Annotated in this window: 11 protein-coding genes; 5 read left to right on the forward strand and 6 right to left on the reverse strand. The window is 70.3% G+C overall.

Going from position 1 to position 12,161, the window contains the following annotated elements; genetic code table 11:
- Window positions 1-21: 21 nt before the first annotated feature.
- Window positions 22-993, reverse strand: a complete 972-nt coding sequence (locus SMA5143A_RS12070; RefSeq protein WP_107462955.1) for a pirin family protein — start codon at window positions 991-993, stop codon at window positions 22-24.
- A gap of 193 nt (window positions 994-1,186) precedes the next feature.
- A complete protein-coding gene (locus tag SMA5143A_RS12075) occupies window positions 1,187-1,693 on the reverse strand; it encodes an SseB family protein (RefSeq protein WP_107462956.1) in 507 nt (168 codons plus the stop codon).
- Window positions 1,694-1,842: 149 nt separating this feature from the next.
- Here SMA5143A_RS12075 and SMA5143A_RS12080 point away from each other — a divergent pair, with 149 nt between their 5' ends.
- The 3 genes from SMA5143A_RS12080 (at window position 1,843) to SMA5143A_RS12090 (ending at window position 5,513) form a co-directional block, all read left to right on the forward strand.
- The gene (locus tag SMA5143A_RS12080) at window positions 1,843-3,669 is read left to right on the forward strand and encodes an acyl-CoA dehydrogenase (protein WP_107462957.1); all 1,827 of its coding nucleotides are present in this window, start codon (window positions 1,843-1,845) and stop codon (window positions 3,667-3,669) included.
- Between the two features lie 174 nt (window positions 3,670-3,843).
- Window positions 3,844-5,142, forward strand: coding sequence for a M18 family aminopeptidase (locus SMA5143A_RS12085; RefSeq protein ID WP_107462958.1), 1,299 nt, complete (start codon window positions 3,844-3,846; stop codon window positions 5,140-5,142).
- A gap of 131 nt (window positions 5,143-5,273) precedes the next feature.
- A complete protein-coding gene (locus SMA5143A_RS12090) occupies window positions 5,274-5,513 on the forward strand; it encodes a DUF6458 family protein (protein WP_107462959.1) in 240 nt (79 codons plus the stop codon).
- 31 nt (window positions 5,514-5,544) lie between these two features.
- On the opposite strand, the gene SMA5143A_RS12095 is transcribed toward SMA5143A_RS12090, so the two are convergent.
- The gene (locus SMA5143A_RS12095) at window positions 5,545-7,395 is read right to left on the reverse strand and encodes a thioredoxin-like domain-containing protein (protein WP_107462960.1); all 1,851 of its coding nucleotides are present in this window, start codon (window positions 7,393-7,395) and stop codon (window positions 5,545-5,547) included.
- A 175-nt stretch (window positions 7,396-7,570) separates the two neighbouring features.
- Here SMA5143A_RS12095 and SMA5143A_RS12100 point away from each other — a divergent pair, with 175 nt between their 5' ends.
- Window positions 7,571-8,065 (forward strand): LURP-one-related/scramblase family protein, encoded by a 495-nt coding sequence (locus SMA5143A_RS12100; RefSeq protein ID WP_107462961.1) that lies wholly within the window; start codon window positions 7,571-7,573, stop codon window positions 8,063-8,065.
- A 128-nt stretch (window positions 8,066-8,193) separates the two neighbouring features.
- Here SMA5143A_RS12100 and SMA5143A_RS12105 read toward each other — a convergent pair whose 3' ends face one another.
- Window positions 8,194-8,991: a carbon-nitrogen family hydrolase gene (locus SMA5143A_RS12105; protein WP_107462962.1), complete on the reverse strand. Its 798-nt coding sequence runs from the start codon at window positions 8,989-8,991 to the stop codon at window positions 8,194-8,196.
- A gap of 232 nt (window positions 8,992-9,223) precedes the next feature.
- Between SMA5143A_RS12105 and SMA5143A_RS12110 the strand changes: the two genes are divergently transcribed.
- On the forward strand, window positions 9,224-10,048 hold the full coding sequence (locus tag SMA5143A_RS12110; protein WP_107462963.1) for a maleylpyruvate isomerase family mycothiol-dependent enzyme: 825 nt from the start codon (window positions 9,224-9,226) through the stop codon (window positions 10,046-10,048).
- A 78-nt stretch (window positions 10,049-10,126) separates the two neighbouring features.
- On the opposite strand, the gene SMA5143A_RS12115 is transcribed toward SMA5143A_RS12110, so the two are convergent.
- Window positions 10,127-11,440, reverse strand: a complete 1,314-nt coding sequence (locus SMA5143A_RS12115; protein WP_107462964.1) for an MFS transporter — start codon at window positions 11,438-11,440, stop codon at window positions 10,127-10,129.
- Window positions 11,437-12,123, reverse strand: a complete 687-nt coding sequence (locus SMA5143A_RS12120) for a GntR family transcriptional regulator (protein WP_107463147.1) — start codon at window positions 12,121-12,123, stop codon at window positions 11,437-11,439. Before SMA5143A_RS12120 ends, SMA5143A_RS12115 begins: the two co-directional genes overlap by 4 nt.
- Window positions 12,124-12,161: the final 38 nt, after the last annotated feature.

The raw sequence follows: 12,161 nt of genomic DNA on the forward strand, positions 1-12,161 counted from the left end.
CGGCGAGCCGGGGTGCGACCGTCAGAGACCGCCCTCGGTCATGCCGTGGACCGCCGGAACCGTGCCCAGCCGCCCCTTCTGGAAGTCCTCGAACGCCTGCTGGAGTTCCTCGCGGGTGTTCATGACGAACGGGCCGTAGTGGGCCATGGGCTCACGGATCGGCTGTCCGCCGAGCAGCACGATCTCCAGGTCGGGCGCGTTGGAGTCCTGCTTCTCGTCCGCCCGCACCGTGAGGGACGAGCCCGCACCGAAGACGGCCGTCTGACCGAGGTGGATCGGGCGCCGGTCCGCACCGACGCTGCCGCGCCCCGCGAGCACGTACGCCAGCGCGTTGAAGTCCTCGCGCCACGGAAGCGTGATCTCCGCGCCCGGCGCCACGGTCGCGTGGAGGAGGGTGATCGGGGTGTGGGTGATGCCGGGCCCCTGGTGCCCGTCGAGCTCACCGGCGATGACGCGGAGCAGCGCGCCGCCGTCGGGGGTGGTGAGGAGCTGGACGTGGCCGCCGCGGATGTCCTGGTATCTCGGCGCCATCATCTTGTCCCTGGCCGGGAGGTTCACCCACAGCTGGATGCCGTGGAAGAGTCCGCCGGACATGACGAGCGCCTCCGGCGGCGCCTCGATGTGGAGGAGACCGGAACCGGCCGTCATCCACTGGGTGTCACCGTTGGTGATGGTGCCGCCACCGCCGTGGCTGTCCTGGTGGTCGAAGATCCCGTCGATGATGTAGGTGACGGTCTCGAAGCCACGGTGAGGGTGCCAGGGCGTGCCTTTCGGCTCTCCCGGCGCGTAGTCCACCTCGCCCATCTGGTCCATCATGATGAACGGGTCGAGGTGACGGTAGTTGATCCCGGCGAACGCACGGCGGACCGGGAAGCCCTCGCCCTCGAAGCCGCTGGGCGCGGTCGTCACGGCGAGCACCGGACGGGACACCGCGTCGGTCGACGCGACGACACGGGGCAGGGTCAGCGGGTTCTCGACGGTCACTGCGGGCATGTCGGTACCTCCTTGTGCGTTCACTTTAGTTGATTGTTGAACTTTCTGCCAGGTCTAACGACGAACGCCCGGAGGGCATTCCCTCCGGGCGTTCGCCTTCGTCCGGCGATCGACCCCGGACACCGAGCCGGGACCGACACCCCGCCTGCCGTCGCCCACACCGGGCCACACGGCCGTCGGGCGTGGCGCGGAGCTATCCGTACATGCGCCGCATCGCGAACTCCACCATCTGCTCCACCGCCTTCGCGTCGAAGACCATCCGGTGCTCCCCCTCCATGTCGAGGACGAAGCCGTAGCCGGTGGGCAGCAGATCGATGACCTCGGCGCCGGTGATCACGAAGTACTTGGACTCCTTGCCGGCGTACCGGCGCAGCTCCTTGAGCGAGGTGAACATCGGGATCACCGGCTGCTGCGTGTTGTGCAGCGCCAGGAACCCGGGGTTGTCACCGCGCGGGCAGTAGACCTTGGACGTCGCGAAGACCTGCTGGAAGTCCTCGGCGGCCATCTGACCCGTGGTGAAGGCACGCACCGCGTCCGCGAGGGACGGCGGGGACGGCTCCGGGTACAGCGGAGGCTGCTGCCCGTAGCCCCCACCCATCGGGCCGCCGGGCATCTGCCCCGGCATCTGCTGCCCGGCCATGGGCTGCTGCGGCGGGGCGTACTGCTGCTGAGTGCCAGCGCTCTGGTCGTAGCCGTACATGCGGCAAAGCGTAACGAGTCACAGATGACCCGATCGGGGTTGCTTCTTATTACCGGTGGGTAGCATCATCGGGAGAAGCTACTTGTTGGTATGTGAACTAGCGCGAGGATCCAGTGCCTCGCCGATCCCTCTCTTACGGAGCCGTCGCCATGGGGCACTACAAGTCGAATCTCCGCGACATCGAGTTCAACCTCTTCGAGGTGCTCGGCCGCGACAAGCTGTACGGCACCGGCCCGTTCGCGGAGATGGACACGGACACCGCCAAGAGCATCCTGGAGGAGCTGACCCGCCTCGCCGAGAACGAGCTGGCGGAGTCCTTCACGGACGCCGACCGCAACCCCCCGGTCTTCGACCCGCAGACGAACACCGCCCCGGTCCCGGCCTCCTTCAAGAAGAGCTACAAGGCCTTCATGGAGTCGGAGTACTGGCGGCTCGGCCTGCCCGAGGGCATCGGCGGCACGACCGCCCCCGCCTCCCTGATCTGGGCCTTCGCGGAGCTGATCCTCGGCGCGAACCCGGCCGTGTGGATGTACTCCTCCGGCCCGGCCTTCGCCGGCATCCTCCACGAGGAGGGCAACGACGTACAGAAGAAGATCGCGCAGATCGCGGTCGAGCGGACCTGGGGCTCCACCATGGTGCTCACCGAGCCGGACGCCGGTTCGGACGTCGGCGCGGGCCGCACCAAGGCGATCCAGCAGGAGGACGGCTCCTGGCACATCGAGGGCGTGAAGCGCTTCATCACCTCCGGTGAGCACGACATGGAGGAGAACATCCTCCACTACGTCCTCGCCCGCCCCGAGGGCCACGGCCCCGGCACCAAGGGCCTGTCCCTCTTCCTCGTCCCGAAGTACCTGTTCGACTTCGAGACCGGCGAGCTGGGCGAGCGCAACGGCGTCTACGCCACCAACGTCGAGCACAAGATGGGCCTGAAGGCCTCCAACACCTGCGAGATGACCTTCGGTGACCGGCACCCCGCCAAGGGCTGGCTGATCGGCGACAAGCACGACGGCATCCGCCAGATGTTCCGCATCATCGAGTTCGCCCGCATGATGGTCGGCACGAAGGCGATCTCCACCCTCTCCACGGGCTACCTCAACGCCCTCGAGTACGCCAAGGAGCGCGTCCAGGGCCCCGACCTGGCGAACTTCATGGACAAGACCGCGCCCAAGGTCACCATCACGCACCACCCCGACGTCCGCCGCTCGCTGATGACGCAGAAGGCGTACGCGGAGGGCATGCGCGCCCTCGTCCTCTACACCGCCTCCGTCCAGGACTCGATCGCGGTGAAGGAGGCGGCCGGCGAGGACTCCTCCACCGAGCACGCCCTGAACGACCTGCTCCTCCCGATCGTCAAGGGCTACGGCTCCGAGAAGGGCTACGAACAGCTCGCCCAGTCCCTGCAGACCTTCGGCGGCTCCGGCTTCCTGCAGGAGTATCCGATCGAGCAGTACATCCGCGACGCCAAGATCGACACCCTGTACGAGGGCACCACCGCGATCCAGGGCCAGGACTACTTCTTCCGGAAGATCGTCCGCAACCAGGGCGCCGCGCTGAACTCCCTCGCCGAGGAGATCAAGAAGTTCCTGGCACTGGGCGAGGGCGGCGAGGAGCTGGCCGGTGCCCGTGAGCACCTCGCCAAGGCCGCGGTCGAGCTGGAGGCCATCGTCGGCCTCATGCTCACCGACCTCGCCGCGACCGAGCAGGACGTCAAGAACATCTACAAGGTGGGCCTCAACACCACGCGCCTGCTGCTCGCCTCCGGTGACGTCGTCGTCGGCTACCTGCTCCTCAAGGGCGCCGCCGTCGCCGCCGAGAAGCTGCCGAACGCGTCCGCCAAGGACAAGGCCTTCTACACCGGCAAGATCGCCGCGGCCAAGTTCTTCGCCGCCAACGTCCTGCCCGGCGTCACCCTGGCCCGCAAGATCTCCGAGGGCGTCGACCTCGACCTGATGGAGCTGGACGAAGACGCGTTCTGACCTCCCGGCCTCGGCCCCGGGCGGCACCGCCGCCGGGGCCGAGGCCCCACTGCGACGCGGTCGGGGGACGGACGGGCCCTGCCCGTCCGTCCGCCGCCCCGTCCCCCGTTCCTCACACCAGGGCCCGCTCCCAACCCCGGGAGCGGGCCCTCGTACGTCGTTAAGGTGAACCCCATGCGCACACCCCCACGCTTCGATCGCGGCCACACCGACGACCTGATGACCTACCTCGCGGCAAGCCCGTCCCCGTACCACGCGGTGGCGAACGCCGCGGAGCGGCTGGAGAAGGCCGGCTTCCGCCAGGTGTCCGAGACGGACGCGTGGGACGGCTCCCTGGGCGGCAAGTACGTGCTGCGCGGCGGCGCGATCATCGCCTGGTACGTGCCGGAGGGCGCCGAACCCCACACGCCGTTCCGTATCGTCGGCGCCCACACCGACTCCCCCAACCTGCGGGTGAAGCCGCGCCCCGACAGCGGCGCCCACGGCTGGCGCCAGGTCGCCGTCGAGATCTACGGCGGCCCGCTGCTCAACTCCTGGCTGGACCGCGACCTCGGCCTCGCCGGCCGGCTCTCGCTGCGCGACGGCACCAGCCGCCTCGTGAACATCGACCGGCCCCTCCTGCGGGTGCCGCAACTCGCCATCCATCTCGACCGTTCCGTCTCCTCCGAGGGTCTGAAGCTCGACAAGCAGCGCCACCTCCAGCCCGTCTGGGGCCTCGGCAACGACGTCCGCGACGGTGACCTGATCGCCTTCCTGGAGCAGGAACTGGGCCTGCCCGCGGGCGAGGTCACCGGCTGGGACCTGATGACCCACTCCGTCGAACCGCCCGCCTACCTGGGCCGCGACAAGGAACTGCTGGCCGGGCCCCGCATGGACAACCTCCTCTCCGTGCACGCCGCCACGGCGGCGCTCGCCGCGGTCGCCACCTCCGGTGACGGCCCCTCGTACATCCCCGTCCTCGCCGCCTTCGACCACGAGGAGAACGGCTCCCAGAGCGACACCGGCGCCGACGGGCCGCTCCTCGGCGGGGTGCTGGAGCGCTCGGTGTTCTCCCGCGGCGGCTCGTACGAGGACCGCGCCCGCGCCTTCGCCGCCACGATCTGTCTCTCCTCGGACACCGGTCACGCCGTCCACCCCAACTACGCGGAGCGCCACGACCCCACGCACCACCCGCGCGCGGACGCCGGCCCGCTGCTGAAGGTGAACGTCAACAACCGCTACGCCACCGACGGTTCGGGCCGCGCGGTGTTCGCCGCCGCCTGCGAGAAGTCCGGCGTGCCGTTCCAGACGTTCGTCTCCAACAACTCCATGCCGTGCGGCACGACCATCGGGCCCATCACCGCGGCCCGCCACGGTATCCAGACCGTCGACATCGGCGTCGCCATCCTCTCCATGCACAGCGCCCGTGAACTCTGCGGGGCCAAGGACCCCTACCTCCTGGCGAACGCCCTGGCCGCGTTCCTGGAGGGCTGACCGGCACCCCGCCCGGCACCCGAACGGCCTCCCCCTGTTACTGACAAGCCAGTTCGGGTACCCGGAGTCCACCGGTAGGACCGAACGACCGGAACGACCGGCCGACCCAACCGGACTGGGAGGGAACACTCATGGGTTTGGGCGGGTGCATCATTCTGATCGCCGTGGGCGCCATCCTCACGTTCGCCACCGACTGGGACATGCAGGGGGTCAACCTCGACCTGGTCGGCATCATCTTCATGATCGTCGGACTGATCGGGGTCGCGACGTTCAGCAGCATCGCCAGGCGCAGGCGGGTCGTGGTGCCGTCCGCGACGCCCGTCATCGACGAGGAGCGGCACCACCACCGGGACGGGTACGGCGGCGTGTGACCGTCCCGGTGGACGACGAGGGCGAAGGGCCTCAGCCGAGGCCGGCGGTGCCCTCGTCCATTCCCGCGAGCACCAGCGGCAGCCGGTCCGCGCCACCGGACGAGACCCGGACCGGCACGCCCCAGTCCTGCTGGTGCACATGGCAGGCCGGGTACTCGTTGGCCGGGTCGTCGTCGCAGGACGCCGCCATCGCCGAGACGTGCAGGACGCCCTCGGATATGGAGGGGTTCAGCTCCAGTCTCCGGGACAGGGCCGTGTCCGCGCCCTCACCCCCGAGCAGCAGCTCGGGCGGCGTGGAGGAGACGAGCAGTCGGGTCGACGGTCCGTACCGCTCGTCGAGCTTCTGCCCGGTGGGCGCCTGGAAGACGATGTCGAGCCGGAGGCCGCCGGGAGCGACCTCGGTGGGTGCGCGCCGGGTGCGATGGGCGACGGCCTCCACCTTCACCGTCTCCTCCGGCAGCCGCAGCCGGGTCAGCCGGTGGCGGGCGGACTCGACGACCACGATGTCGTCCCCGACAAGCACCGCGTCGCTCGGCTCCCGCAGGTCCGTCGCGAGAGTCGTCACCTCGCCCGTGGCCGGGTCGTAGCGGCGCAGCGCGTGGTTGTAGGTGTCGCTGACCGCGACCGAGCCGTCGGGCAGGACCGTGACCCCCAGCGGATGCTGGAGCAGCGCCTGGTCTGCGGCGCCGTCGCGGTGCCCGAAGTCGAACAGGCCGGTGCCGACCGCCGTGTGGACCGCCCCGTCGAGGTCGACCCAGCGCAGCGCCGACGTCTCGGAGTCGGCGAGCCACAGCCGGTCCGCGGCGGCCGCGAGCCCCGACGGCTGCGCGAACCACGCCTCCGCACCCGGGCCGTCCACCAGCCCCTCGTTCGTCGTGCCCGCCGCCACGGCGACGGTGCAGTCCTCCGGGTCGTACGTCCACAACTGGTGGACGCCGGCCATCGCGATCCACACCTTGCCGCCGAAGACGGCCACGTCCCACGGTGAGGACAGGTCGACCTCCCAGGCCAGGCCCGAGGTGGGCGAGCCCTGCCACCACTGCCGGCCCGTGCCCGCGAGGGTGGAGACCTCGCCGGTGTCCGGGTCGAGGCGGCGCAGCGCGTGGTTCACGGTGTCGGCGACGACCACCGTCCCTCCGTCCAGCAACGCCAGGCCCTGCGGCTCGCTGAACCGGGCGTGCTCGGCGCTGCCGTCCATGAAGCCGCGCTCACCGGCGCCGTACCGGCGGACGACCGTCTCGCCGTCCGGGGCGAGCCGCACCAGCTGGTGGCGGGTGGTGTCGCTGACGAGGAAGTCCCCGCCGGGCAGGAGCAGCGCCTTCCCGGGGAAGCGCAGCACCGTCGGCTCGGGGTCCGGCGCCACATACGGTCCCTCGCCGCGCCGCAGGGTGCCCTTCGCCCCGTGCTCGGCCTCCAGTTCGGCGACTAGCCGCTCGATGGCGTGCGCATGGCCCTCGCCCGCGTGCTGGGCGACCACATATCCCTCCGGGTCGATGACCACGAGGGTCGGCCAGGCCCGTACGGCGTACTGCTTCCAGGTGGCGAGCTCCGGGTCGTCGAGGACCGGGTGCTCGACCCCGTATCTCTCGACGGCGTCGACCACCGCCGCGTGCTCCGCCTCGTGCGCGAACTTCGGGGAGTGCACCCCGATGACCACGACGGTGTCGCGGTGCTTCTCCTCCAGTTCGCGCAGCTCGTCGAGGACATGCAGACAGTTGATGCAGCAGAACGTCCAAAAATCCAGCAACACTATCTTTCCCCGCAGGTCAGCAAGGGTGTACCGCGTCCCACCCGTGTTCAGCCAGCCGCCCTTGCCGGTCAGTTCGGGGGCGCGGACACGGACACGGCGGGGTGCGGGGTGCTGGGTCGTGGAATCGCTCATGGATCAAGGGTGCCACTTGCCCGCGGCCCGCCGCTGAGCCTGTGGACAACTCGCGGCCGCGCCTGTGGACAAAGTCACCAACGGCCTGTGGACAACCTGGGTGCAAGGCCGGGACCTGCGTCCTTTCGGCCTACCGGCGAGGTGGGACGGCGGGCGCCGGGGAACGCCTGAGGGCATGAGATTCCTCGTACGCGACCGGATCCTCGGCATCGGTGACGACTACTGGATCGAGGACGAGCACGGCAGGAAGGTCTTCCTCGTCGACGGCAAGGCCCTGCGGCTTCGGGACACCTTCGAGTTGAAGGACTCGGCGGGGCGGGTCCTGATCGACATCCGGAAGAAGATGTTCGCCTTGCGCGACACCATGGTGATCGAACGGGAGGGCGAACCGCTGGCCACGGTCCGCCGCAAGCGCCTGTCCCTGCTGCGCAACCACTACCGGGTGTCGCTGACGGACGGCACGGAACTCGACGTCAGCGGCAAGGTCCTCGACCGCGAGTTCCTCATCGAGTACCAGGGTGAGGCCCTCGCCGTCGTCTCCCGCAGATGGCTGCACGTCAGGGAGACATACGGCCTGGACGTCGTCCGCGACGACGCGGACCCGTCACTGCTGATCGCCGTGACGGTGTGCGTGATCAACCTGGCGGAACGGGAGAGGGGGATCGGTTAGAGCGCCTGGAGACGGTGTGGGCCACGGTTCACCCGGCGCCGCCGGCCGCGGCCGGTGGTCAGCGGTCAGCGGTCTCCGGCCGGAGGTCAGCGGTCAGCGGTCAGCGGTCAGCGGTCAGCAGCCGGAGATCAGGGGCGGCGCGGGGTCTCCAGACCCAGCCGTCGGTCCTTGAGGGCCGGGAACTGCTCGCGGGTCGTCGCCACCTTCGCCGGGTCGAGCTCCACGGTGAGGACCTCCTCCCCGGAGCCCGCCTCCGCCAGCACCTCTCCCCAGGGGTCGACCACGATCGAGTGACCGGCCTGCGGAACTCCCGCGTGCGTGCCCGCCGTTCCACAGGCGAGGACATACGCCTGGTTCTCGACGGCCCTGGCCCGGGCGAGCAGGGTCCAGTGGGCGCGGCGGCGTTCGGGCCAGCCGGCCGGGACGACGAAGGTCTCGGCGCCCGCGTCGACCAGGCCGCGGAAGAGTTCGGGGAAGCGGAGGTCGTAGCAGGTGGCGACGCCGAGGGTGGTGTCCGGCAGCCGGACCGTCACCAGTTCCTCGCCCGCGCCCATCAGGACGGCCTCGCCCTTGTCGAAGCCGAAGCGGTGGATCTTGCGATAGGCGGCGGCGAGTTCACCGGAGGGGGAGAAGACGAGAGACGTGTTGTAGAGGGGGCCCTCAGGGTCCCGCTCGGGGATCGAGCCGGCGTGCAGCCAGACGCCCGCGTCGGCCGCCGCCCCGGCCATCGCCTCATGGGTCGGCCCGTCGAGCGGCTCGGCTTCCGCGGTGAAGGATTCGAACGCGAATGCGCCGGTGGTCCACAGCTCCGGGAGGACGACGAGATCGGCTCCGGCCTGCTCACGGACCAGCGAAGCCACCCGACGCCTGCGCGAATCGACCGATTCGCCCTCGTCTACACCGATCTGAAGGAGCGAGGCGCGCACACTACCACCGTCCTGGCATTCGAGCCGTCAAACACGGGCCTACGATCGTCACACGAAAGCACTGCCGGGGTGCCGCACAGCAGCGTAACTTAACGTTCCACAGCACCCACTGACCGCCGCCGACGCCCGCCCCCGCCGTCAACGCCGACGCCCCTACTGAAGACCACCCGCCACGTAGCCGACACGTACCGACCGTACTGACACGTACCGACCGCCCGAGGGGTCCCGTTCCGTGAGTCTGCATCCCACTCTTCAGCCCTACGCCGACGCCTGGACCCACGCAGTGGATGCGATAGCCGAATTGGTGGCACCGCTCGTGGAGGGCGAGTGGAACAGGCGGACGCCGTGCCCCGGCTGGTCGGTGCGCGATGTGGTCTCCCATGTCATCGGCATGGACTGCGAGATGCTCGGCGACCCGCGGCCGATCCACTCCCTGCCGCGCGACCTGTACCACGTGCGCACCGAGCACCAGCGGTACATGGAGATGCAGGTCGACGCCCGCCGCCATCACACGGCGCCGGAGATGACGTCCGAGCTGGAGTACACGATCATCCGGCGCAACCGCCAGCTGCGGAACGAGTCGCGGCAGCCCGACCACAAGGTGCGCGGCCCGCTCGGCACGGAACTGACCCTCGAACAGGCCATGCGCAACCGGGCCTTCGACGTGTGGGTCCACGAGCAGGACCTGCGGGCGGCGCTCGGCCGGCCCGGGAACCTGGACTCGCCGGGCGCGTACATCGTCCGGGACGAGCTGCTCTCCGTCCTGCCGAAGGTCGTCGCGGAGGACGCGCAGGCCCCGCGCAGTTCGGCCGTCGTCCTCGACGTGCACGGCCCGGTGGAGTTCATCCGCACGGTCCGCGTCGACATCCAGGGCCGCGGCACCCTGGAGACCACACCCGCGCTCGGCCCCGCCGCCACCCTCACCCTGGACTGGGAGACCTACGTCCGCCTCGCGTGCGGCCGCGTCACCGCCGACACGGTCGCCGACCGCATCAAGGCGGAGGGCGACCCGCACCTCATCGCGGCCATCCTCCACGCCTTCGCGGTGACGGTGTAGCGGACGGCGGCGGGTGTGGCTCCCGGCTGCACCCCTGCAAGCCGGGCCCGATCGCTCGACCCGGCCGGGAGTGTGCCCTCACGCCGGTACGTGCACCGTCTCCACACGGCTGGCGACGAGGCGTTCGCGTTCGCGGCGGGCCGCTCGGGCGCGCAGGCGGAAGATCTGGGTCAGGCCCAGGGCCTGGAGGACGAAGACGGCGGAGAAGGCGATGCGGTAGTTGTCGTTCGTGAGGTCGAGGAGGATGCCGACAGCCAGCAGAGTCGTCATGGAGGCGACGAAACCGCCCATGTTGGTGATCCCGGAGGCCGTGCCCTGACGTTCCGGCGGGTTCGCGGGACGGGCGAAGTCGAAGCCGAGCATCGAGGCGGGCCCACAGGCTCCGAGGACCGCGCACAGGACGATCAGCAGCCACATCGGCGCGTGCGCACCGGGGTAGATCAGCGTGGTCGCCCAGACCGCCGCCGTCGCGAGCACCGTCCCGAGCGCCAGCGGCAGCCGCGCCGCGTGGTGCCGGGCCACGACCTGGCCGTACACCAGTCCGACCACCATGTTGGACAGGACGACGAGGGTGAGCAGGTCACCGGCGGTGGCCCGGCTCAGCCCCTGCGCCTCCACCAGGAACGGCAGCCCCCACAGCAGCAGGAACACCATCGCCGGGAACTGCGTGGTGAAGTGCACCCACAACCCGAGCCGGGTGCCCGGCTCCCGCCAGGACGCCGCGATCTGCCGCCGCACGTACGCCGCCCCCTGGTGCGGGAAGGGCTCCGGTTCGTGCCCGTCCGGGTGGTCCTTCAGGAACAGCAGGGTGAGGACGAGGACGACGAGCCCGGCGACGGAGCTGCCCGCGAACGCCGCCGTCCAGCCCACCCCGTGCAGCAGCCTGGCCAGCACCAGCGTCGACACCAGATTGCCCGCCATACCGGCGAGCCCCGCGAACTGCGCGATCAGCGGACCGCGCCGGGCCGGGAACCAACGGGTGCCGAGCCGCAGCACGCTGATGAACGTCATCGCGTCCCCGCAGCCCAGCAGCGCCCGCGAGGCCAGCGCCATGCCGTACGACGGTGCCAGCGCGAAACCGATCTGACCGGCCGTGAAGAGCACGACCCCGAGGGTCAGCACCTTCTTGGTGCCGAGCCGGTCCACCAGCAGACCCACCGGTATCTGCATGCCCGCGTACACGAGCAGTTGCAGGATCGAGAACGTCGACAGGGCGGAGGCGCTCACATGGAAGCGGTCGGCGGCGTCGAGGCCGGCCACCCCCAGCGACGTACGGAAGATGACGGCGACGAAGTAGACCGAGACACCGATGCCCCACACGGTCAGGGCGCGGCGGCCACCGGGCGGGTCTCCGGGCAGCGCGGAGGACGAGGACAAGGAGGGGCGGCTCACCGGACGTCCCCCCGCGCCAGGTTGGAGAACCAGTTCACATGCCGGTGGACGAGGCTCACGGCCGCCTCCGCGTCACCCGCGCGCAGCGCCCGGAGGATCTCCTCGTGCTCGGTGAGCGTCTTGGTGATGCGATCCGGGTGCGCGTGCATGAAGGCGACGCCCATACGCAGCTGCCGGTCGCGGAGCTGGTCGTAGAGGCGGGAGAGGATCTCGTTGCCGCCGCTGCGGACGATCTCGGCGTGGAAACAGCGGTCGGTCACCGCCGCACCCGCCAGGTCACCGGCGGCGGCCTGCGCCTTCTGCTGTTCGAGGAGTTCCTCCAGCCGGGCGATGAGCCGCGGCGAGGCCGGGACCGTCTTGCGGACCGCGTGCTCCTCGACGAGCTGCCGGGTCTCGACCACGTCGGCGATCTCCTGCGCGGAGACCGGCAGGACCAGCGCGCCCTTCTTCGGGTAGAGCTTGATCAGCCCTTCGACCTCCAGCCGCAGCAGCGCCTCCCGCACCGGCGTCCGGGACACCCCGACCGCCTCGGCCAGCTCGCCCTCGGTGAGCAGGGTGCCGCCCTCGTAGCGGCGCTCCAGCACACCCTGCTTGACGTGCGCGTACACCCGGTCGGCGGCGGGGGGCTGCTTGAGCGACGGAGATGCGGACGGACGGGACTTCGAGGGTGCTGCGGAGGCCATGCCCACAGCATAGATACAACACGTATGCATCGCTCGCC

Origin of the sequence: Streptomyces sp. MA5143a, from assembly GCF_900290235.1 — a bacterium.
Taxonomy (GTDB): Bacteria; Actinomycetota; Actinomycetes; order Streptomycetales; family Streptomycetaceae; genus Streptomyces.